Source organism: Pseudomonas sp. B21-017 (assembly GCF_024749245.1).
GTDB lineage: Bacteria > Pseudomonadota > Gammaproteobacteria > Pseudomonadales > Pseudomonadaceae > Aquipseudomonas.
In genome coordinates this window covers 4,271,434-4,293,104 of the sequence record NZ_CP087194.1, presented here as the reverse complement: position 1 = coordinate 4,293,104, position 21,671 = coordinate 4,271,434, and the positions used below count along the sequence as shown (strand labels likewise).

The 21,671-nt window shown below is 60.8% G+C and carries 15 protein-coding genes; 6 read left to right on the top strand and 9 right to left on the bottom strand.

Annotation, left to right across the window (positions count from 1 at the left end; translation table 11 throughout):
* Positions 1-28 precede the first annotated feature (28 nt).
* Positions 29-694 carry a LexA family transcriptional regulator gene (locus LOY28_RS19375; protein WP_018925457.1) on the top strand — a complete coding sequence of 222 codons (666 nt, stop codon included), beginning with the start codon at positions 29-31 and terminating at the stop codon, positions 692-694.
* Between the two features lie 39 nt (positions 695-733).
* Here LOY28_RS19375 and LOY28_RS19370 read toward each other — a convergent pair whose 3' ends face one another.
* From LOY28_RS19370 to LOY28_RS19355, 4 genes are read right to left on the bottom strand one after another with little or no spacing between them, the layout of a single operon-like run.
* Complete coding sequence (locus LOY28_RS19370; protein ID WP_018925458.1) at positions 734-2,689, bottom strand: acetyl/propionyl/methylcrotonyl-CoA carboxylase subunit alpha; 1,956 nt, start codon at positions 2,687-2,689, stop codon at positions 734-736.
* Positions 2,689-3,504 carry a gamma-carboxygeranoyl-CoA hydratase gene (locus LOY28_RS19365; protein WP_258612383.1) on the bottom strand — a complete coding sequence of 272 codons (816 nt, stop codon included), beginning with the start codon at positions 3,502-3,504 and terminating at the stop codon, positions 2,689-2,691. Before LOY28_RS19365 ends, LOY28_RS19370 begins: the two co-directional genes overlap by 1 nt.
* A gap of 13 nt (positions 3,505-3,517) precedes the next feature.
* The gene (locus tag LOY28_RS19360; RefSeq protein ID WP_018925459.1) at positions 3,518-5,125 is read right to left on the bottom strand and encodes a carboxyl transferase domain-containing protein; all 1,608 of its coding nucleotides are present in this window, start codon (positions 5,123-5,125) and stop codon (positions 3,518-3,520) included.
* Between the two features lie 12 nt (positions 5,126-5,137).
* Positions 5,138-6,301, bottom strand: a complete 1,164-nt coding sequence (locus LOY28_RS19355; protein ID WP_007940933.1) for an isovaleryl-CoA dehydrogenase — start codon at positions 6,299-6,301, stop codon at positions 5,138-5,140.
* Between the two features lie 210 nt (positions 6,302-6,511).
* Between LOY28_RS19355 and LOY28_RS19350 the strand changes: the two genes are divergently transcribed.
* Positions 6,512-8,209 (top strand): AMP-binding protein, encoded by a 1,698-nt coding sequence (locus LOY28_RS19350; protein WP_086945007.1) that lies wholly within the window; start codon positions 6,512-6,514, stop codon positions 8,207-8,209.
* A 611-nt stretch (positions 8,210-8,820) separates the two neighbouring features.
* On the opposite strand, the gene LOY28_RS19345 is transcribed toward LOY28_RS19350, so the two are convergent.
* From LOY28_RS19345 to LOY28_RS19335, 3 genes are all read right to left on the bottom strand, one after another.
* The gene (locus LOY28_RS19345; protein WP_018925461.1) at positions 8,821-9,720 is read right to left on the bottom strand and encodes a hydroxymethylglutaryl-CoA lyase; all 900 of its coding nucleotides are present in this window, start codon (positions 9,718-9,720) and stop codon (positions 8,821-8,823) included.
* 129 nt (positions 9,721-9,849) lie between these two features.
* Positions 9,850-10,248 (bottom strand): MerR family DNA-binding transcriptional regulator, encoded by a 399-nt coding sequence (locus LOY28_RS19340; RefSeq protein ID WP_007904077.1) that lies wholly within the window; start codon positions 10,246-10,248, stop codon positions 9,850-9,852.
* A 205-nt stretch (positions 10,249-10,453) separates the two neighbouring features.
* Entirely contained in the window at positions 10,454-11,383 is a 930-nt protein-coding gene (locus tag LOY28_RS19335) for a LysR family transcriptional regulator (RefSeq protein WP_018925462.1), read from the bottom strand.
* 188 nt (positions 11,384-11,571) lie between these two features.
* On the opposite strand from LOY28_RS19335, the gene LOY28_RS19330 reads away from it, so the two are divergent.
* Positions 11,572-12,801 (top strand): acyl-CoA dehydrogenase, encoded by a 1,230-nt coding sequence (locus LOY28_RS19330; protein ID WP_018925463.1) that lies wholly within the window; start codon positions 11,572-11,574, stop codon positions 12,799-12,801.
* Between the two features lie 170 nt (positions 12,802-12,971).
* Here the strand turns inward: LOY28_RS19330 and LOY28_RS19325 are convergent, their stop codons facing one another.
* Both LOY28_RS19325 and xthA read right to left on the bottom strand, forming a co-directional pair.
* Positions 12,972-14,309 (bottom strand): phosphate ABC transporter substrate-binding/OmpA family protein, encoded by a 1,338-nt coding sequence (locus LOY28_RS19325; protein WP_258612382.1) that lies wholly within the window; start codon positions 14,307-14,309, stop codon positions 12,972-12,974.
* Positions 14,310-14,421: 112 nt separating this feature from the next.
* Positions 14,422-15,234, bottom strand: coding sequence for an exodeoxyribonuclease III (gene xthA / locus LOY28_RS19320; protein WP_258612381.1), 813 nt, complete (start codon positions 15,232-15,234; stop codon positions 14,422-14,424).
* Positions 15,235-15,478: 244 nt separating this feature from the next.
* On the opposite strand from xthA, the gene LOY28_RS19315 reads away from it, so the two are divergent.
* From LOY28_RS19315 to LOY28_RS19305, 3 genes are all read left to right on the top strand, one after another.
* On the top strand, positions 15,479-16,129 hold the full coding sequence (locus LOY28_RS19315) for an N-acetyltransferase (RefSeq protein WP_018925466.1): 651 nt from the start codon (positions 15,479-15,481) through the stop codon (positions 16,127-16,129).
* 65 nt (positions 16,130-16,194) lie between these two features.
* On the top strand, positions 16,195-17,922 hold the full coding sequence (locus LOY28_RS19310; RefSeq protein WP_026286360.1) for an autotransporter assembly complex family protein: 1,728 nt from the start codon (positions 16,195-16,197) through the stop codon (positions 17,920-17,922).
* Positions 17,919-21,593, top strand: coding sequence for a translocation/assembly module TamB domain-containing protein (locus LOY28_RS19305; protein ID WP_258612380.1), 3,675 nt, complete (start codon positions 17,919-17,921; stop codon positions 21,591-21,593). The genes LOY28_RS19310 and LOY28_RS19305 overlap by 4 nt, the downstream gene beginning before the upstream one ends.
* The last annotated feature ends 78 nt before the right edge of the window (positions 21,594-21,671 follow it).

The window sequence follows — 21,671 nt, the reverse complement described above, 5'->3', positions numbered from 1 at the left end:
TCGGAGTACCCCACGTATCGTGCCGCACATGGATAAATGGATTGAATTGGTCAAGGCCAAAATGAGTGAACTCAAAGTCACTCAGGAAATACTCGCCGAGCGCATCGGGATGTCCCAGGGTGGCGTCGGCCACTGGCTCAATAAACGTCGTCAGCCCGGCATCGCAGAGATGAATCGTGTCTTGCGGGCGCTCGGCATGGACTATCTGGAAGTGGCGATGGTGATCAGGGAGCCGCTGCCCTCAGAGGATGAGGAGATCTCCCTGGCGCAAAAGTACAACCCGTACTTTCGCTACCCGGTCAGTGACTGGCGGGAAACCGGGGAGGTGCGCGACGGCGAGCTATCGACCTACGGTACTTCGCTGGCTGTCAGCAAGCCACGTTTCGAGCTGTCCGATTACCACGCACAGGGCGCGGCGTTCTGGCTGGTGGTGGTCGGCGATGCGATGACCGCCCCTACGGGAGCGAGCATTGCCGAGGGCATGCTGATTCTGGTCGACCCGGCGATCGTGCCGGAGCCTGGCAAACTGGTGATCGCCCAATGGCCCGGCAGCGCCGAGGCGGTCTTTCGCAAACTGATCGAAGAGGGCGGGCAGCGTTACCTGGTCCCGCTCAATCCGACGTATCCGAAAGCCCTTTACACCGAGGAATGCCGAATCATCGGCGTGGTGGTTCAGGCGACTGCCAAATTCTAATCGGATCGGTCCTCGCAACGCGTAGGACCGATCTTCATTTCACGCTTGCTCCAACTCCACCAACGCACTGCCTTCGCTGACCATTTCGCCTTCCTGGCAATACAACGCCTTGATTACCCCGGTGTGGGGCGCGCGAATGCTGTGCTCCATCTTCATCGCTTCCAGCACCACCAGTTGCGCCCCGGCTTCGACCGTTTGCCCGGCCTCCACCAACACCCGCACGATGCTGCCGTTCATGGGCGCGGTAAGCCCGCCTTGATGGCTGTGACTGGCTTCGACGGCGCCGATCGGGTCATACGACTCGATGCGGCGCAGCTCGCCGTCCCATTGCAGATACAGCGCATCGCCACGGCGGATGGCCCGGTGCTGGCGGCGCAAACCGCTGTGCTCGGTCAGCAGGTATTCACCCTTGAGCCGTGCGGTATGCGCGTCGGCATCGCCCAGGGTCAGCGCCCGGTCTTGCCCTTCGCAACTCAAATGCAGGGTGATTTCTGTCGGCAATCCGGCACGGAAACCATTGTTGAAGGCCCACGGCGAACTCGGATCATCGGCGCGTAACACAGCCGGCTGACTTTGCGCAAACGCCTGGGCCGCCGCTTGCCAGAACTCATCACTGAGCGGCGAAGGTGCTGGCAGCAGTTGCTCCTGATAACGCGGAATGAACCCGGTATCCAGTTCGGCGGCGGCAAACGCCGGGTGGCCGATGATCCGGTGCAGGAAGTTGATGTTGGTCTTCAGCCCGCCAATGGCAAACTCCTCGAGCATGCTCAGCAATCGCAGCCGCGCCTGTTCACGGTCTTCGCCCCAGGCAATCAGCTTGCCAAGCATCGGGTCGTAGAACGGCGAAATCTCGTCGCCTTCTTCGACGCCACTGTCCACACGACGCCCCGGCCCTTCGGCGGATTCGCGGTACAACGCCAGGCGCCCGGTGGCCGGCAGAAAATCGTTGCCCGGGTCTTCGGCGTACAACCGCACTTCGATCGCATGGCCGATCAGCGGCACCTGATCCTGTGTCATCGGCAGCGCTTCGCCGCGGGCTACACGAATTTGCCAGGCCACCAGGTCGAGGCCGGTAATGGCCTCGGTCACCGGGTGTTCGACTTGCAGGCGCGTGTTCATTTCCATGAAGAAGAACTCACCGCGCGCATCCAGCAAAAACTCCACGGTGCCGGCGCCCACATAGCCGATCGCTTGAGCCGAGCGTACGGCGGCTTCGCCCATGGCCCGACGCAATTGCGGGGTCAGGCCTGGAGCGGGTGCTTCTTCGACGACTTTCTGATGACGACGCTGAATCGAGCAGTCACGCTCGTTGAGGTACAGACAATTGCCATGCTGGTCGGCGAACACCTGGATTTCCACGTGACGTGGCTTGAGCAGGTATTTCTCGACCAACATCCGCGAATCGCCGAACGACGATTGTGCTTCACGCTGCGCCGAGGCCAGGGCTTCGGCCAGTTGGCTGACGTCCTCGACCACTTTCATGCCTTTGCCGCCGCCGCCCGCCGTGGCCTTGAGTAACACCGGATAACCGATGCGTTCGCAGGCATCGCGGAAGGTGTCGAGGTCTTGGGCTTCGCCGTGATAGCCGGGCACCAGCGGCACACCGGCGGTTTCCATCAAGGCTTTGGCCGCGGACTTGCTGCCCATGGCGTCGATGGCCGAGGCGGGTGGGCCGAGGAAGATCAGGCCAGCCGCCTCGATCGCCCGGGCGAACCCGGCGTTTTCCGAGAGAAAACCATAACCGGGATGAATCGCCTGAGCACCGCTGGCTTTCGCGGCGGCGATCAGTTTGTCGATTTGCAGGTAACTGTCGGCGGCTTTGCTGCCGCCCAGGTCGACGCGGATATCCGCTTCGCGGCTGTGCCGGGCGTCACGGTCGGTGGCGCTGTGCACGGCCACAGTGGTCAGGCCCAGAGCCTTGGCGGTGCGCATCACCCGGCAGGCGATTTCGCCACGGTTGGCCACCAGCAGGGTGGTGAGAACAGTTGCGCTCATCAACGCGGCTCCTTGAGGGTGATTTCGGCTTGCCAGGTGGGCGAACGTTTTTGCAGGAAGGCGCGCAGGCCTTCCTGACCTTCCGGGCTGACGCGAATTCGGGCGATGGCATTCTCGGTGTAGCGGCGCAGCGCCGGAGTCAGCGCGCCGTTGCCGACTTCACGCAGCAGATCCTTGCTGGCGCGCATGGCTGCCGGGCTGTTGAGCAGTAGATTGTCGATCCACTGATCGACTTTCTGCTCCAGCTCAGCCATCGGATAGCTCTCTGACAACAGGCCGATTTCCCGAGCCCGTTGCCCGCCGAAACGTTCGGCAGTCAAGGCATAATGCCGCGCCGCACGCTCGCCAATGGCTTGCACCACGAACGGGCTGATGACCGCTGGCGCCAGGCCGATGCGCACTTCCGACAGGCAGAACTGCGCGTCGTCGGCGCCAATCGCCATGTCGCAGCAACTGATCAGGCCCAGTGCACCGCCAAATGCCGCGCCTTGCACCACGGCCAGCGTCGGGACTTTCAGTTTGGCGAGGTTGTACATCAACTCCGCCAGTTCCCGTGCGTCATCAAGGTTGGTGTGGTAATCGAGTTCGGCCGATTGCTGCATCCAGGCCAGATCGGCACCGGCGCTGAAATGCTTGCCGCGCCCACGGATCAGCAGAAAACGCAGGCTGGCATCGCTCGACACTTTATCCAGCGCGAGGATCAGTTCGCGGATCATTTCGGCGTTGAACGCGTTGTTCTTTTCTTCTCGGCTGAGCCACAGGGTGGCAAAACCACGGGGATCGGTCTGCAGCTCAAGGGTATTGAAGTCGCTCATGGTTTTCTCCAGATCACATCCGGAACACGCCGAAGCGGCTCGGTTCGATGGGTGCGTTCAGCGACGCCGACAAGGCCAGGGCCAACACGTCGCGGGTCTGCGCCGGGTCAATGACGCCGTCGTCCCACAGCCGGGCGCTGGAGTAGTAGGGGTGCCCCTGTTCTTCGTACTGATCGAGGATCGGTTGCTTGATCTCGGCTTCCTGCTCGGCGCTGAAACGATGCCCGCTGCGCTCGGTTTGCTCGCGCTTGACCTGCACCAGCACACCCGCCGCCTGTTCGGCGCCCATCACGCCGATTCGCGCGTTCGGCCACATCCACAGGAAGCGTGGATCGTAGGCCCGGCCACACATGCCGTAGTTACCGGCGCCGAAGCTGCCGCCGATGATCACGGTGAATTTCGGCACCTTGGCACAAGCCACGGCGGTCACCAATTTCGCGCCGTGCTTGGCGATGCCGCCGGCCTCGTATTTCTGGCCGACCATGAACCCGGTGATGTTCTGCAGGAACAGCAACGGAATGCCGCGCTGGCAGGCCAGTTCGATGAAATGCGCGCCTTTCTGTGCGGCCTCGGCGAAGAGGATGCCGTTGTTGGCGAGGATCGCGATCGGGTAGCCGTGCAGGTGGGCGAAGCCGCACACCAACGTCGTCCCGAACAGCGCCTTGAACTCATCGAACACCGAGCCGTCCACCAGTCGTGAGATCACTTCGCGCACATCGAACGGTTGCTTGGCGTCGGCCGAGACCACGCCGTACAACTCGTCGCTGCTATACAGCGGCGCGATCGGCGTACGTTGTTGCAGTTCGCCGAGCTTGCGCCAGTTGAGGTTGGCCACGCTGCGCCGGGCCAATGCCAGGGCATGTTCATCGCTTTCGGCGTAGTGGTCGGCGACCCCGGAAATCTTGCAGTGCACATCGGCCCCGCCGAGGTCTTCGGCGCTGACCACTTCACCGGTCGCGGCTTTCACCAGCGGTGGGCCAGCGAGGAAGATGGTGGCCTGCTGACGAACCATGATCGCCTCGTCGGCCATCGCCGGAACGTAGGCGCCCCCGGCGGTGCAAGAGCCCATGACCACCGCAATTTGCGGAATGCCCATGGCGCTCATGTTGGCCTGGTTGAAGAAGATCCGCCCGAAGTGTTCGCGGTCCGGGAACACTTCATCCTGGCGCGGCAGGTTGGCGCCACCGGAGTCCACCAGATAAATGCACGGCAGGCGATTCTGCTGGGCGATGGTCTGTGCGCGTAGGTGTTTTTTAACGGTCAGCGGGTAGTACGAGCCACCTTTCACGGTGGCATCGTTGGCGACGATCATGCATTCGACGCCTTCCACCCGGCCGATCCCGGCAATCACGCCAGCGGCGGGAACGTCTTCGCCGTACACCGCGTAGGCCGCCAGTTGGCTGATCTCGAGAAACGGCGAACCCGGATCGAGCAGGCGATTGATCCGCTCACGGGGCAGCAGTTTGCCCCGCGAGGTGTGACGTTCTTGCGCCTTCGGGCCACCACCTTGCTGCACTTGCGCGAGCAGGGTGTGCAGGGCGTCGACCTGTTTGAGCATCGCCGCGCTGTTAGCCGCGAACTCCGCCGAACGGGGGTTGAGCTGGGTATGCAGGATAGCCATGGACAGCTCCGTTTAGCGGGTTTCGTTGAACAGTTCGCGACCGATCAGCATGCGACGGATCTCACTGGTGCCGGCGCCGATTTCATACAGCTTGGCGTCACGCAGCAGACGACCGGCCGGGAATTCGTTGATGTAGCCGTTGCCGCCGAGAATCTGGATCGCGTCGAGGGCCATTTGCGTGGCGCGCTCGGCACTGTAGAGGATCACCCCGGCGGCGTCCTTGCGAGTGGTTTCGCCACGTTCGCAGGCCTGGGCCACGGCATACAGGTAAGCGCGGCTGGCATTGAGTTGGGTGTACATGTCGGCGACTTTGCCCTGGATCAGCTGGAATTCGCCGATGCTCTGGCCGAACTGTTTGCGGTCATGGATGTACGGCACGATCAGGTCCATGCAGGCCTGCATGATCCCGGTCGGGCCACCGGAAAGCACCACGCGCTCGTAGTCGAGGCCGCTCATCAGCACTTTCACGCCGCCATTGAGTACGCCGAGGATGTTTTCTTCCGGCACTTCGACGTCATCGAAGAACAGCTCGCAGGTGTTCGAGCCGCGCATGCCGAGCTTGTCGAATTTGTTGCTGCGGCTGAAACCTTTCCAGTCGCGCTCGACGATGAACGCGGTGATGCCATGCGGGCCTTTTTCCAGATCGGTCTTGGCGTAGATCACGTAGGTGTTGGCGTCAGGACCGTTGGTGATCCAGGTCTTGCTGCCGTTGAGTACGTAGTGATCGCCGCGTTTGTCGGCGCGCAGCTTCATCGAGACCACGTCGGAACCGGCGTTCGGCTCGCTCATGGCCAGGGCACCGATGTGCTCGCCGCTGATCAGTTTCGGCAGGTATTTGCTTTTCTGTTCATGAGTGCCGTTGCGGTTGATCTGGTTGACGCAGAGGTTGGAGTGCGCGCCGTAGGACAGGGCGACCGAGGCCGAACCACGGCTGATTTCTTCCATGGCGACCACGTGCGCCAGATAACCCAGGCCCGCGCCGCCGTACTCTTCCGGCACGGTGATGCCCAGCAGGCCCATGTCGCCGAATTTACGCCACAGGTCGGCCGGGAACAGGTTGTCGATGTCGATCTGAGCGGCGCGCGGGGCGATCTCTTTGGCGACGAAGGACTGAACCTGATCGCGCAGCATGTCGATGGTTTCACCGAGGGCAAAGTTCAGGGATGGGTAGCTCATGGGGCACCTTTTGGCTTTTTGTAGGGTGGGGAGGGCAGTGATTCAGCTCTCACCTTTACGTTAACGTAAGCCTGTGACGAATGGCTGTCAATCACCCTTTACGTTAACGTCAACTTGAGCGAGAGTAGAGCCAGTTCTGAAAGACCTGCGTCGCCTTATGTGGCTTGCCACACAAGCCTCGCTCCTACAATAAAGACAATAGGGGTCGTCATGGATCAACCCAGTGCAAACCCGCAGCGCAGCTATACCCGTGGTTCCCAGGACAAAGCCTTGCTGGCGATGACCATCGGCCAGGCGTTTGATAACACCGTCGCGCAATACCCGAACGGGGAGGCGCTGGTCGTGCGCCACCAACAACTGCGTTACACCTGGCAGCAGCTGTCGGATGCTGTTGATCTGCACGCCAGAGCATTCCTGGCGCTGGGTTTGCAAACCGGTGACCGGCTCGGCATCTGGGCCCCGAACTGCGCCCAGTGGTGCATCAGCCAGTTCGCCAGTGCGAAAATCGGCGTGATCCTGGTCAACATCAACCCGGCTTATCGCAGTTCGGAACTCGAATACGTATTGAAGCAATCCGGCTGCCAATGGCTGGTTTGCGCCGGGGCCTTCAAGACCTCCGACTATCACGGCATGCTGCAAGGGTTGGTACCGGAATTGGCGGAGCAATCCATCGGCCGCTTGCAGAGCGAACGCCTGCCGGAACTGCGTGGGGTCATCAGCCTGGATGCGCAGCCACCCTCGGGTTTCCTGCCGTGGTCGCAATTGGCCGATCTGGCAGCCAGTGTGTCGATCGAGCCATTGCACGAACGCCAGGACAGCCTGCATTTCGACCAGGCGGTGAACATCCAGTACACCTCCGGCACCACCGGTTTCCCCAAGGGCGCGACCCTCAGCCACTACAACATTCTCAACAACGGTTACATGGTCGGCGAAAGCCTCGGCCTGACCGCCGATGATCGGCTGGTGATTCCGGTGCCGCTGTATCACTGCTTCGGCATGGTCATGGGCAACCTCGGCTGCGTCACCCACGGCAGCACCATGATTTACCCCAACGATGCCTTCGATCCGCTGTTGACCCTGACCACCGTCGCCGAAGAAAAAGCCACCGCGCTTTATGGCGTGCCGACCATGTTCATCGCCATGCTCGATCAGCCCAAGCGCGCCGAATTTGATTTGTCGAGCCTGCGCACCGGGATCATGGCCGGGGCGACGTGTCCGATCGAGGTGATGCGTCGGGTTATCGGCGAAATGCACATGAGCGAAGTGCAGATTGCCTACGGCATGACGGAAACCAGCCCCGTGTCTTTGCAGACCGGTCCGTCGGACGACCTGGAATTGCGTGTCACCACGGTCGGCCGCACCCAGCCGCAACTGGAAAGCAAGATCATCGACGAGGCGGGCAATCTGGTGCCACGCGGCACCATTGGCGAGCTGTGCACTCGGGGTTACAGCGTGATGCTCGGCTACTGGAAGAACCCGCAAGCCACCGCCGAGGCTATCGATGACGCTGGCTGGATGCACACCGGCGATCTGGCGAGCATGAACGAAGAGGGGTACGTGTGCATCGCCGGGCGTAACAAGGACATGATCATTCGCGGCGGTGAGAATATTTACCCGCGCGAACTTGAAGAGTTCTTCTTCACCCACCCGGCGGTTGCCGATGTGCAGGTGATCGGCATTCCTTGCTCCCGGTATGGCGAAGAGATTGTCGCCTGGATCAAATTCCATCCCGGCCACAGCGCTACCGAGCAGGAACTGCAAGCCTGGTGCAAGGAGCGTATCGCGCACTTCAAGACGCCGCGTTACTTCAAGTTCGTCGAGGAGTTTCCGATGACCGTGACCGGCAAGATCCAGAAGTTTCGGATGCGCGAGATCAGCATCGAGGAGCTGCGCAGCAAAAACGCCTGACACATAACCAGTGTGGGGGCGAGCCTGCTTCCACATGTGGGTCGAGAAAAATAGAAAGACAAGAAAGCACAAAGGGGAGCCGAAGCTCCCCTTTAATTTTGTCGTTACGTGCTCTTTTTTTATTATTGAGGGGCGGTCTGTTGTTGTTTTTGGCAACCGTGGCCCTTTACCGCTGTTTTTGTCGATCCCCATCCGGGATCAAGAGCAAACGTATTTTTTTGAGCGCTGATCTACTTTTTCGCCAAGCGATCCAACCAGTTCGGGAGCTACCTGAAGGTAGTTTTATTGTTCTCTGCCCGGTTGCGGGTTACTCCGAAAAGCACCCTGAAAAGCACACCTTCTCCAAAAAAATCTGTTAGCTGCGTCTCTGCCGTGTTGTTCTTGTTATGTCAGAGTCGTTACGTCTTATTTTTATTGGTTTGCAGCTTTTTATTCTTGTTATGCCATAGAGATAGCAGAAGCCATGCCAACTTTGAAAAGTCCTTTAAAATCAATGATTTGATTTTTTGTGAGATTTTTCACCCGTACCAAACCTGACAATTTGTTTCCGTGTTACTCGTTTCCGCCCCACGTGCCAGAACACGCGGTAACACCCGGACACATCCACACTGTCACTGTGCGCTGCGAGCCTTGGCCACGCGAGAACCGGTAGGGCGCCCCAGCACCGCGCAAATCTGCTGGCCGGCGCGAATCAAGGCGTCCAGGTCGATCCCGGTCTCGATGCCCAGGCCGTTGAGCAGGTAAACCACGTCTTCGGTGGCGACGTTACCGCTGGCGCCCTTGGCGTACGGGCAGCCGCCAAGGCCGGCGATGGAGCTGTCGAATACCGAAATGCCTTCCAGCAGGCTGGCGTAGATATTGGCCATGGCCTGGCCATAGGTGTCGTGGAAGTGCCCGGCCAGTTTTTCCCGTGGCACGTCGGCCGAAACCACTTCAAACATCTTGCGGGTCGCGCCAGCGGTGCCGGTGCCGATGGTGTCTCCCAGCGAAACCTCGTAGCAGCCCATCGCATAGAGCTCGCGAGCGACCCGGGCGACTTGTGCAGGCTTGACATCACCCTCATAAGGGCAGCCCAGCACACAGGACACGTAACCGCGCACGCTGACGCCGTGTTGTTTGGCGGCGTCCATGATCGGCACGAAGCGCTCCAGGCTCTCGCTGATCGAGCAATTGATATTACGCTGGGAGAACGCTTCGGACGCTGCGGCGAACACCGCGACTTCCTTGACCCCGGCGGCGATAGCGTCTTCAAAGCCCCGCAGGTTGGGGGCGAGGGCGCCATAGGTCACCCCTGGTTTGCGCTGGATCTGCGCGAAGACCTCGGCGGAACCGGCCATTTGCGGCACCCATTTGGGCGAGACGAAACTGCCGACTTCTATATAGCCGAGGCCAGCGGCGGTGAGCGCATCGACCAGTTGCACCTTGTCCGCGACGCTGATGGGTTGGGCTTCGTTTTGCAGACCGTCGCGGGGGCCGACTTCGACCAGGCGTACGTGGGTGGGGAGGGACATGGGAATCGACCTGTTGAGATTGTATGAATGTTCACAGAGCCCTGTAGGAGCTGAGCTTGCTCGCGAAAGCGTCAGGTCAGTCGACATCCATGTTGAAGGACATACCGCTTTCGCGAGCAAGCTCAGCTCCTACACGAGCTGCTGGCTCTTGATCGTCTGCTCCAGCGCCTGGGTGCAGCGCTCCTCGGCTGTGTCGAGTTCCAGCTTCATCTGTTCGATGTCCAGCAGTTGCTGCTCGAGTTGTTCCCGACGCTCGGCAATTTTCGCCAGCATGCTGTGCAATTGCTTGGTGTTACCGCTGGAGGGGTCATAGAGCTCGATCAGCTCGCGGCATTCGGCCAGGGAAAAACCAATGCGCTTGCCCCGCAGGATCAGCTTCAGACTGACCTTGTCACGGGGCGAATAAATGCGTTCCTGACCGCGACGCTCGGGGCTGAGCAGGCCTTGCTCTTCATAGAAGCGAATGGCCCGGGTGGTGATGTCGAGCTCGCGGGCGAGGTCGGAAATGCTATAGGTCTGGCTGCTCATGGAAGCGCTCGAAAAAGGTCATGGCGCTAAGCTAATGTCAGGTTGACGTTTACGTCAAGGGGCATGAATTGTCTGTGTAGTGACGGGCCTCTTCGCGGGCAAGCCTCGCTCCTACAGGTTTGGTGTCGATCATTTAATCGTGGTTCGACGCTAACCTTGTAGGAGCGAGGCTTGCCCGCGAAGAACGATGACGCGGATTAACGTCCTACACCGTATCCAGCTTCTTCTCGTGCGCCGTGACCTGCTGGCACAACTCGATCATCTGCTCGCGCATCCAGCGGTTGGCCGGGTCCTGGTCGGTGCTTTCGTGCCAGTAGAGGTGGGTTTCCACCGGCGGAACTTCTTTGACCGGCAGGTTCACCGAGTACAAATCATGGCGACGGGCGAAGCGTTCCGGCACGGTCATGACCATGTCGGTCTGCTGTAACACCTGGGACGCCATCAGGTAATGCTGGGAGCGCAGGGCGATCTTGCGCTGGATGCCCATTTTGCCCAGGGCCAGGTCGACATAGCCCAGGCCGCTGCGGCGGCTGGAAATATGGATGTGGGTCAGGGACAGGTAATCGTCGAGGGTGAATTTCTCTTTGCCCGCCAGCGGATGGCCCTTGCGCATGGCGCACACATAACGGTCTTCCATCAACTTGACGTGGCGCACCTGCGGGTCGGTGTTGAGCGGCGCATCCACCGCGAAATCCAGGCGCCCGGCCGCCAGTTCCTTGGTGGTTTCGCGGCGTTTGGACAGGAAACTTTCGATGATCACCGTCGGCGCCAGGCGGCGCAGGCGCTGGAACAATGGCGGCAGGATCACCGCTTCGGTGAGGTCGGTCATGCTGATGCGGTAGGTCTTGACCGCCTGCAACGGGTTGAAGATGCGGCTTTCCTGCACCGACACCCGCAGCAGGGAGAGGGCGTTACGCACCGGCCCGATGATGTTCTGCGCCATCGGCGTCGGCACCATGCCCTGGGCGGTGCGCACGAAAAGCGGGTCGTTGAAGGTCTCGCGCAGACGGGCCAGAGCGTTCGACACCGCCGGTTGAGTAATGCCGACGATCTGCCCGGCGCGGGTCAGGTTGGCTTCGGTGTAGATCGCGTCGAAGACGATGAAAAGGTTGAGGTCGACCTTGCTCAGATTCATGCGCTGCACTCTTGTTATCAGGGGCGTCTTGATCGGACCCGAGGGCCTTGGCAATCAGCCGATCATATATCGGTGATGAATGTTAATACACGCCGAGAATAGGTTAGGTAAATTTTCGTAGCTGTTCTAGCATCGATTGCATGACCTGAACAACTCCTCTGAACCCCTGATTAAAAGGTAGAGCTGCCATGGATTTCGCTTATTCGCCCAAGGTCCAGGAACTGCGTGAGCGCGTGACTGCGTTCATGGACACCTACGTTTACCCCGCCGAAGCGGTGTTCGAACGCCAGGTCGCCGAGGGCGATCGCTGGCAGCCGACAGCAATCATGGAGGAGCTCAAACTCAAGGCCAAGGCTGAAGGCCTGTGGAATTTGTTTCTGCCTGAGTCCGAACTCGGTGCCGGCCTGACCAACCTCGAATACGCGCCATTGGCGGAAATCATGGGTCGCTCATTGCTGGGCCCAGAGCCGTTCAACTGTTCGGCGCCCGACACCGGCAACATGGAAGTGCTGGTGCGTTACGCCAACGAAGAGCAGAAGCAACGCTGGCTCGAACCGCTGTTGCGCGGCGAGATCCGCTCGGCGTTCGCCATGACCGAGCCGGACGTGGCCTCGTCCGACGCCACCAACATGGCTGCCCGTGCCGTGCGTGATGGCGATGAGTGGGTGATCAACGGCAAGAAATGGTGGACTTCAGGGGCCTGCGATCCGCGCTGCAAGATCCTGATCTTCATGGGCCTGAGCAATCCGGATGCACCACGCCACGCGCAGCACTCGATGATTCTGGTGCCGGTGGATACGCCGGGCGTGAAGATTGTGCGTCCGCTGCCGGTGTTCGGTTACGACGACGCGCCTCACGGCCACGCCGAAGTGCTATTCGAGAACGTCCGGGTGCCGTACGAAAACGTCCTGCTGGGCGAAGGACGCGGCTTCGAAATCGCCCAGGGTCGCCTCGGCCCGGGCCGGATTCACCACTGCATGCGTTCGATCGGCATGGCTGAACGTGCGCTGGAGCTGATGTGCAAACGGGCGGTCAACCGCACTGCATTCGGTAAACCTCTGGCGCGTCTGGGCGGCAACATTGACAAAATCGCCGACTCGCGGATGGAGATCGACATGGCGCGACTGCTGACGTTGAAAGCGGCGTACATGATGGACACCGTCGGCAACAAAGTGGCGAAGAGCGAGATCGCGCAGATCAAAGTGGTTGCACCGAACGTGGCGTTGCGGGTGATCGACCGGGCGATCCAGATCCATGGCGGGGCAGGGGTGTCCAATGATTTCCCGCTGGCCTACATGTATGCCATGCAACGCACCCTGCGCCTGGCCGACGGCCCGGACGAAGTGCACCGCGCGGCGATTGGCAAGTTCGAGATCGGCAAGTATGTGCCTAAGGAAATGATGCGCAGGGGGCACTGAGACCTGTGGCGAGGGGGCTTGCCCCCGTTCGGCTGCGCAGCAGTCGTAAATTGTACACCGCGTCTTTCCAGGAAAAATGCGGTGGCCGGTTTGAGGCCCGCTTCGCAGTCCAACGGGGGCAAGCCCCCTCGCCACAGTAGGCCCCCAAGCCACAATGTTTGGTGCTTACTTCAATACACCCAAACCTCAACCCGCCGATTCTTGATCCGCCCTTCATCCCCGCTGTTGGCCGCCACCGGCATCTCGGCGCCAAAACCGCGAATTTCGCGAAACACCACGCCGCTTTTCACCAGTTCTCGCCGCACCGCCATGGCCCGCAGTTTCGACAGCAGGTCGGCCCGCGCGGGGTCGCTCTTGGCATCGCCAAACCCTACCAGCGTCACCTGCCGATTGGCTTTGTCGTGCTGCCTTATATAGTCGAGCACCCGCGACAGGTCCTGGCGGGCCTTGTTGTCCAGCGTCGCGCTGCCTTCTTCGAAACGAAAATTCACCGTCAGCCGCTGGGCATGCCGACTGAGTGCCTGATAACCCTCGGGCATCAGCGCATTCGGTGTGACGGCCATGGCCTGAACGGTTTGCGCGATAAAACCATTGGCCGCAACAATCGCCTGGCCATTGCTGCTCTGGGCGAACTTCACCAGCGCCTTGGCCCAGGGATTTTTCCCGTTCGGCGGCAGGTATAAGAACAGCCGACGGGACAGCGGGTAATCTTCCGTCGCGATCAGGCTATTGAGCGGCAGCATGGCCTGGGAGTCACCATCGACAATGGCCACGGCTTTGGCCTGGCGCACATAAGGCAAACCGATGAAGCCGATGGCTTGCGGGTCCAGACTCACCGCGTCGGACAATTGCTCACTGGATTCGAAGCGTTTCGCGTTGCCGCTCAGCATTTTCCCACGCGGGCTGAGGACCAGTTCCTTAAACGTGTCGTAGGTGCCCGATTGGTCATCCCGCGCGTAGAGATGAATTGTCCCACCGGTGCCGCCGAGTTCTTCCCAGGTTTTCGTCTCGCCGCTGAAGATTCGTGCCAATTGCTCGGTGTTGAGCTGCTTCAGCGGATTGTGCGGATGAAGGATGATGGCCAGCCCGTCGATGGCGATGACTTGTTCGGCAACCGGGCTTTTCAGGTCGCCCAGCGATTCGAGATCCAGTCGTTCGCTGTCCTTGATCGGCCGTGACGAGGCCGCGAGATCGGCGGAGGCGATTTTCAGGGCTTTGAATCCGGTGCTGGAACCGTGGGCCGCGACTTCCACCTCGACTCGGCGGCCCTGAGCGGTTTCGCCGACGATGCGTTGTTCGTTGGCTTTGTCCGGGGCTTCGCGGTGCACCTTGAGCAGGCCCTGTTCATGCATCAACCCCTCGACCAGCGCCGGCCCCAACGCCGCGCCAATGGTGTTGGAACCCTGGACGCGCAGCACCGGGCCGCGTTCGGGCGTCGGCAGATCGCCGGCCGATACTGTCAACGGCAGCACGGCGCCGAGCAGCAGGAACAACACGCGCAGGGACATGCCGGCACCTTAATAAGCCAAAGAAAGTGCCGGGAGAATAAGTCAGTAAGGTTTCTGAACGATGACGGTGATTATTCCCACGCGGAGCGTGGGAATGATCAGCAAAACGTTATCAGCTCAACTCTAGCCAGATCGGCGCGTGATCGGAAGGCTTTTCCATTGCGCGCAGTTCGTAATCCACGCCTGCGTCCTTGACCCGAGGCAACAACCCGTTGGACGCCATGATCAGGTCAATCCGCAGCCCACGCTTGGGCTCATCTTCAAAACCGCGGCTGCGGTAGTCGAACCAGCTGAAACGGTCGGCAACCTCCGGGTTCAGGTGACGGAAACTGTCCACCAGACCCCAGTTCTTCAGGCGTGCCATCCATTCGCGTTCTTCGGGCAGGAAGCTGCATTTGCCGGTTTTCAGCCAGCGTTTCATGTTATCCGGGCCAATGCCGATGTCGCAGTCTTCCGGGGAAATGTTCACATCGCCCATCACCACGATCGGCTGGTCGTTGCTGAACTGGCTTTCCAGCAATTGCTGCAAATCGCTGTAGAAACGTTCCTTGGCCGGGAACTTGGTGGGGTGATCGCGGCTTTCGCCCTGTGGGAAATAGCCGTTCATGATGGTCACCGGCACGCCATTGGCGTCGGCGAACGTGCCCCAGATAAAGCGCCGTTGAGCGTCTTCTTCATCCGTGGCGAAACCTTTGTGCAGCGCAATCGGCTCCTGGCGCGAGAGCAGGGCCACGCCGTAGTGACTCTTCTGGCCGTGGAAATACACGTGATACCCCAGCGCCTGCACCTCGGCCAGGGGAAACTGGTCGTCGTGGACCTTGGTTTCCTGCAACCCGATCACGTCCGGCTGATACTTTTCGATCAGCGCCGCCAGCTGATGCGGGCGAGCGCGCAGCCCGTTGATGTTGAAGGAGACGATCTTCATGGTCGGCAGTCCTGGCAAAAGTGCGATGCTAGCTGACATGTAGGAATGGGGCCAGCTTTGGGGTGAGGGGATTCGTTGTGTCCTGTCAGAGATGTGTTGGCAGATCCGGCCTCTTCGCGGGCAAGCCCGGTCGATGAAGCTCCTCGCTTGGTCTATACCTGTCTGGGGAACTGTGAAGCCACCCCAAGGCTCGTACCAAGAAGAGCGCAGCCATCTGAGCTGTGCCCCAGGGAGATCCGCCGTTATGCCCGAAACCTCGACCGCCATCGCCGATATTCACATGCTCGACAGCGGCTATTCCCGCGAAGCGCGTTCCCTGTTGTACCAGGCGTACCGGCACGAGCCGACGTTCGGCTACCTGTTCGAAGCCGAACGCCCCGGTTATGAACAGCGAGTCCGGGCGACGGTGCGCGAACTGATCAAACAGCACTTTCTGCAGGATTTGCCGGCCATCGGCCTACTGGTGAATGACCGCTTGATCGGCATCGCCCTGATCGCGCCGCCGCAACGCCGCCTGGGCATCACCGAAAGCTGGGCCTGGCGCCTGCGGATGGTACTCAGCACCGGGTTTCGCTGTACCCGACGCTACCTCGATTACCACGCCGCCGTGATGGCGTGCGTGCCGTCCGACTCGGTGCACGTCCTGCCATTGCTGGGGGTTCACCCGCAATTCCAGGGCAAGCACTTTGGCGAACAGTTGCTGCAAGCGGTGCACAACTGGTGCGCGGTCGATGAGCACTCCCAAGGCGTGATCCTCGACACCGGGAATCCTCGCTATCTGGAGTTCTATAAGCGTCAGGGCTATGAGGAAATCGGCGAAGTGGCCGTAGGACCGATTCGTGAGCACGTGTTTTTCCACGCCAACCCGCAGGTGTTACAAACAGCAACAGCGTAATCGCCGAACTTATGGGACAAGTCCGGCTCTATCAGGCTCCCAAGCTCGTGATAGCATCCGCGCCTATGAATGTTCCAGGAAGAATCACCAGCGGCCTGTTGATGCTGTTATCCAGCTGCGCGGCGCTGGCGCAAAGTGAATTGGATGTGCGGATCAAACCGTCCAACGATGAACTGAAGGCCAATATAGAGGGCTATATCGGTAGCCTCGGCGATCGCGATGAAGAAGCCTTGCTGCGCTTCAGTCGCGGCGCCGAAGAACAGGCGCGCAAGGCCGCCCAGGCCTTGGGGTATTACCAGCCGCAAATCGACAGCGACGTGAAGGGCGGCAAGACGCCGCGCCTGGTGCTGAACATCGATCCCGGCGAGCCGATCCATTTGCGTAACGTCACGATACGTGTCGACGGTCCTGCCGCCTCGCTCAAATCCTTTCGTGTGCCCAAAAGCGACCTGCTAATGCCAGGCGCGGTGCTTAACCATGGCCGTTACGAAGACGCCAAGCGGTTGATCCAGAACCAGGCCTCGCGTTTCGGCTTCTTCAGTGGGCGCTTCACTCGCCAGAAGCTGCTGGTGGACCCGCGCGCGGGCGTCGCCGATATCGAATTGATCTACGACAGCGGCCCGCGTTATGCGCTGGGCAAAGTCAGTTTTGAAGGCGACACGCCGTTCGACGAAGACCTGCTGCAACGCATGGTGCCGTTCAAGGCCGGTACGCCCTATGACTCCGAACTGATCGCCGAACTCAATCAGGCGCTGCAATCGAGCGGTTATTTCGAAGGCGTGCGCGTCGACGCGGCGCCAACGGCCTCCAAGGACGACGTGATCCCGGTGGCGGTCAAACTCGACACCCGCAAGCCGCGGACCATGGGCTTGGGTCTGGGGTTTTCCACCGACGTCGGCCCGCGAATCAAGGCCAACTGGACCCGGCACTGGGTCAACCCGCAAGGCGACAGTTATGGCTGGGAAGCCGAACTGTCGGCACCGCGGCAGAACGTCGGGGTGTTTTACGACATTCCCCTGGACCCACCGTTGACCGACAAACTGCGCTGGGCCGCTGGCTATCAATATGAAGATATCGCTGGCACCGACTCCCGCAGCAAATTGCTGACCCTCGGCCCCGAATGGCACAGCAAGTTGCCCAGCGGGTGGCAGCGGGTGGTGTCGCTTAAATGGCAACGCGAGGAATACACACTCGGTGACGACTCGGGGCTCAGTACCTTGTTGATGCCCGGCGTGAGCTATTCGTACCTGAAAAGCGACAACCGCATCGATCCGCATAATGGCTATCGCCTGCAATTCGAAACCAAGGTCGCCAAGGAAGGATTGGGTTCGGACACCAACCTGGTGTATGGCACGGCATTGGTCAAAGGCCTGACCACGGTCTTCGATAAACACCGCTTCCTCGGTCGGGTGCAGGTCGGCGGCAGCGCCACCAACGGTTACAAATCGGTGCCGCCGTCTCTGCGCTTCTTCGCCGGTGGCGATCAGAGCGTGCGCGGTTACGACTACCAGAGCCTGTCCCCGGAGAACTCCGAGGGCGACCGTATCGGTGGCCGCTACATGGTGGCCGGCAGCGTCGAGTATCAATACTCCATCGCCGAAAAGTGGCGGGTCGCAACCTTCATCGATCAGGGCAACTCCTTCAACACCCTCGAACTGCCGAACCTGAAGACCGGCGTCGGTATTGGCGTGCGCTGGGTTTCGCCGGTAGGGCCGATTCGCCTCGACCTGGCCCACGCGATGGACGACGACGGCGGCATTCGACTGCACTTTTCCATGGGGCCTGAGCTGTGAAGCGTGGTTTGAAAATAGCGCTGCTGGCGATCCCGGCGCTGCTGATGCTGGTCGTGCTGGCCTTGATCATCGTGCTGGGTACGGCGACGGGCAGTCGCTGGGCGCTCGGGTTTGTGCCGGGTTTGACCGTGGAGAATTTCCAGGGCCGTTTGGGTGGACAGTGGAGCGCCGACCATCTGCTGTGGCAGCAGGACAACAGCCGGGTTGAGCTGAACCAGGCGATTTTCGCCTGGTCGCCACTGTGCCTGACGCGCATGACGCTGTGCATCGAGCAATTGCAGGCCGAGCAGGTCAGCCTGCAATTTCCGCCAGGCGCAGAAGAGCAAAGCAGCGGGCCGATCAGCCTTCCAGACTTGAAATTGCCGCTGGCCATTGAGTTGGGTGACGTCAAGGTCGGCCGTCTGCTGTTCAATGGCAGTGAAGAGCTCAAAGGCCTGCAACTGGCGGCGCACTGGACCGAACAGGGTTTGCAGATCGACTCGGTGCACTTGCAGCGGGATGAACTGAGCCTGAACCTGTCTGGCCTGTTGCAACCGAGCGGCAACTGGCCGCTGACCGCCGAAGGCAAACTGACCTTGCCGGCGCCGGGCACCGAACCCTGGGCGCTGGTGTTGAAGGTCGACGGCGATCTGCTGAAAACCCTGAACCTGAAAGCCGACAGCAGCGGTTACCTGAACGGGCAGTTGACCGGCGAATTGCAGCCGCTGGTGGAAAACCTGCCGGCCAAAGTGCGCATCATCTCTGACGGCTTCAAGGCCAGCGCCGAGCTGCCGGACACCCTGCAACTCAATCAACTGGAACTCACCGGCGATGGCGACCTGAAAAACGGCTACCAGTTGCTCGGCAAAGCCACGTTGCCTGCCGAACTTGGCCCGGTCGCGTTGTCGCTGCAAGGCAAGGTTGACGCCAAGGGCGCGCAAATCGCGGGTCTCGACCTGACCGCCAATGACAAACAAAGCCTCAAGCTCACCGGGCAACTGGACTGGAGCAAAGGCTTCAGTGCCGAAGCGAAAATCGACTGGCTGGATTTCCCTTGGCACCGCCTCTATCCGCTGATCGACGAGCCGCAAGTGGCACTGCGCAGCTTCAACGGTGAAGTCTCCTACACCGACGGCAACTACATCGGTAACTTCAAGGCCGCACTGGATGGTCCGGCCGGGGCGTTCAGCCTGAACAGCCCGTTCAGCGGCGACCTGAGCCAAATCCATCTGCCGCAATTCAAGCTCGAAGCCGGGCAGGGCAAGGCCGAAGGGCACCTGAACCTGCAATTTGCCGACGGCATCGCCTGGGATACCGCGCTGGACCTCTCGGCGATCAACCCGGCGTACTGGCTCGCGGAGTTGCCGGGTACCTTGGCGGGTCCGTTACGCAGCAAAGGCGAGATGAAGAATGAAAGGCTCAGCCTGACCGCCGACCTGGACCTGAAAGGCAAACTGCGCGGGCAGCCGGCGGTGTTGCAAGCCAAGGCTGATGGCGGCGGCGAGCAATGGAACCTCAGCGCGTTGCAGATTCGCCTGGGTGACAACAGCATCAATGGCCAAGGCAGCCTGCAACAGAAACTCGCCGGCCAGATCGACATCAAAATGCCGCGCCTCGCCCAACTCTGGCCGCAACTGCGCGGCCAGCTCAATGGTCGGGTCAATGTCGCCGGCACGCTCAAGGCACCGCAAGGCAAGCTCGCCCTGCAAGGCACGCAACTGGTTTTCGAAGACAACCGCCTGCAAAGCCTCAATCTGGATGCCACCCTCGACAGTGCCCAACGGGCGAAGATCGACCTCAAGGGCAGCGGCATTCAGACCGGCGACACGTCACTGGGCACCTTGACCGCCAGCGGCCAGGGCGACATCAAAAACCAGAAGCTGACCCTCGACCTGCAAGGACCGAAACTGAAACTGGCGCTCGGTCTTGACGGCGCGTTGGATAAAGGTAACTGGCGCGGGCGTCTGGCCAGTGGCGATATCCAGGCCGGTGGTCAGGACTGGAAGCTGCAAAACCCGGCCAGACTCGAACGGCTGGCGGACGGCAAAATCAACTTCGGTGCCCATTGCTGGATGTCCGGCCCGGCCAGCCTGTGTGGCGAAGACCAGCGCTTGATGCCGGAGCCAAAGCTGCGTTACCACCTCAAGCAGTTCCCGATCGACAGCCTGGCGCAATGGCTGCCGAAGGATTTTGCCTGGCAGGGCCGGCTCAACGCCGACCTGCAACTGGACTTGCCGGCCAGCGGCCCGAACGGCCAGATCAGCGTCGATGCCAGCGGCGGCACGTTGCGCATGAAGGAAAAGGATCAGTGGCTGGACTTCCCGTACCAGACCCTGAAACTCACCAGCAAACTCACGCCAAAACGCATCGACACCGACCTCAGCTTCGTCGGTGGCAAGCTTGGTGAGCTGATGCTGCAGGCGCAGATCAACCCGTTGCCGAAGAACAAACCGCTGACCGGCTCATTCCGCCTCAATGGCCTGGATTTGTCGGTGGCGCGGCCGTTTGTGCCGATGGTCGAGAAACTCACCGGGCATTTGAACGGCAGCGGCACGCTGTCTGGCGGGTTGCTGGCGCCGCAGGTCAACGGCAACCTTGAGCTGCGCGACGGTGAAATCTCCGGGCCAGAACTGCCGATGGCGCTCCAGGCCCTGCAACTTCAAGCGGTGATTGCCGGCGAAACCGTACAGCTGAACGGCGGCTGGAAAAGTGGCAAGGCCGGGCAGGGCACTCTCAATGGCAATATCGCCTGGGGCCAGGCGCTGGTGGTGGACCTGGCCCTCAAAGGCACGCAGTTGCCGGTCACCGTCGAACCCTACGCCGCGCTGGAAGTCGCGCCGGACCTGAAAATCTCCATGAAGGACGACAAACTCGCAATCGTCGGCAAAGTGCTGGTGCCCAAGGGCGAAATCACCGTGCGTGAGCTGCCGCCGTCGACGGTCAAGGTCTCCGATGACACGGTGATCATCGGTCAGCAGACCGAAGAGGGCAAGCCGCCGATGGCCATGGCGATGGACATCGATGTGGTGGTCGGGGAAGACAAACTCAGCTTTGCCGGCTTCGGCCTGACCGCCAACCTGCAAGGTCATGTGCACATCGGCGACAACATGGACACACGCGGCGAGCTCTGGCTCAACGACGGGCGTTATCGCGCCTACGGCCAGCGGCTGACGGTGCGTCGGGCCCGATTGCTGTTTGCCGGTCCCATCGATCAGCCGTACCTGGACATCGAAGCGATTCGCCAGACCGACGACGTGATTGCCGGCATTCGCTTGAGCGGCAGTGCCGAACAGCCGACCACGCAGATTTTTTCCGAGCCGGCGATGAGTCAGGAGCAGGCGTTGTCCTACCTGGTGCTGGGGCGTCCGCTGAGTACCACCGGTGAAGACAACAACATGCTCGCCCAGGCCGCCCTCGGCTTGGGTTTGATGGGCAGCTCCGGGGTCACTAGCGGGTTGGCCAAGGATCTGGGCATTCAGGACTTCCAGCTCGATACCCAAGGCAGCGGCAATACCACCAGTGTGGTGGCCAGCGGCAACATCTCCGAGAAGCTCAGCCTGCGTTATGGCGTAGGCGTGTTTGAACCGGCCAACACCATCGCCTTGCGTTACAAGCTGAGCAAAAAAGTCTACCTCGAAGCCGCCAGCGGCGTGGCCAGTTCGCTGGACATCTTCTACAAGCGGGATTTCTAACACCTCGATCCTTTCAGATAGACCGGGTCGCTCCCGTCGTAAGCAGGTCCGCCCCACACGGTCCGGTGTGGTCCTTGC

Bases quoted from the DNA above. Each gene is read 5' to 3' on its own strand.
- LOY28_RS19375 (WP_018925457.1), top strand. From the start codon at position 29: ATGGATAAATGGATTGAATTGGTCAAGGCCAAAATGAGTGAACTCAAA.
- LOY28_RS19370 (WP_018925458.1), bottom strand. From the start codon at position 2,689: ATGAGCGCAACTGTTCTCACCACCCTGCTGGTGGCCAACCGTGGCGAA.
- LOY28_RS19365 (WP_258612383.1), bottom strand. From the start codon at position 3,504: ATGAGCGACTTCAATACCCTTGAGCTGCAGACCGATCCCCGTGGTTTT.
- LOY28_RS19360 (WP_018925459.1), bottom strand. From the start codon at position 5,125: ATGGCTATCCTGCATACCCAGCTCAACCCCCGTTCGGCGGAGTTCGCG.
- LOY28_RS19355 (WP_007940933.1), bottom strand. From the start codon at position 6,301: ATGAGCTACCCATCCCTGAACTTTGCCCTCGGTGAAACCATCGACATG.
- LOY28_RS19350 (WP_086945007.1), top strand. From the start codon at position 6,512: ATGGATCAACCCAGTGCAAACCCGCAGCGCAGCTATACCCGTGGTTCC.
- LOY28_RS19345 (WP_018925461.1), bottom strand. From the start codon at position 9,720: ATGTCCCTCCCCACCCACGTACGCCTGGTCGAAGTCGGCCCCCGCGAC.
- LOY28_RS19340 (WP_007904077.1), bottom strand. From the start codon at position 10,248: ATGAGCAGCCAGACCTATAGCATTTCCGACCTCGCCCGCGAGCTCGAC.
- LOY28_RS19335 (WP_018925462.1), bottom strand. From the start codon at position 11,383: ATGAATCTGAGCAAGGTCGACCTCAACCTTTTCATCGTCTTCGACGCG.
- LOY28_RS19330 (WP_018925463.1), top strand. From the start codon at position 11,572: ATGGATTTCGCTTATTCGCCCAAGGTCCAGGAACTGCGTGAGCGCGTG.
- LOY28_RS19325 (WP_258612382.1), bottom strand. From the start codon at position 14,309: ATGTCCCTGCGCGTGTTGTTCCTGCTGCTCGGCGCCGTGCTGCCGTTG.
- xthA (WP_258612381.1), bottom strand. From the start codon at position 15,234: ATGAAGATCGTCTCCTTCAACATCAACGGGCTGCGCGCTCGCCCGCAT.
- LOY28_RS19315 (WP_018925466.1), top strand. From the start codon at position 15,479: ATGCCCGAAACCTCGACCGCCATCGCCGATATTCACATGCTCGACAGC.
- LOY28_RS19310 (WP_026286360.1), top strand. From the start codon at position 16,195: ATGAATGTTCCAGGAAGAATCACCAGCGGCCTGTTGATGCTGTTATCC.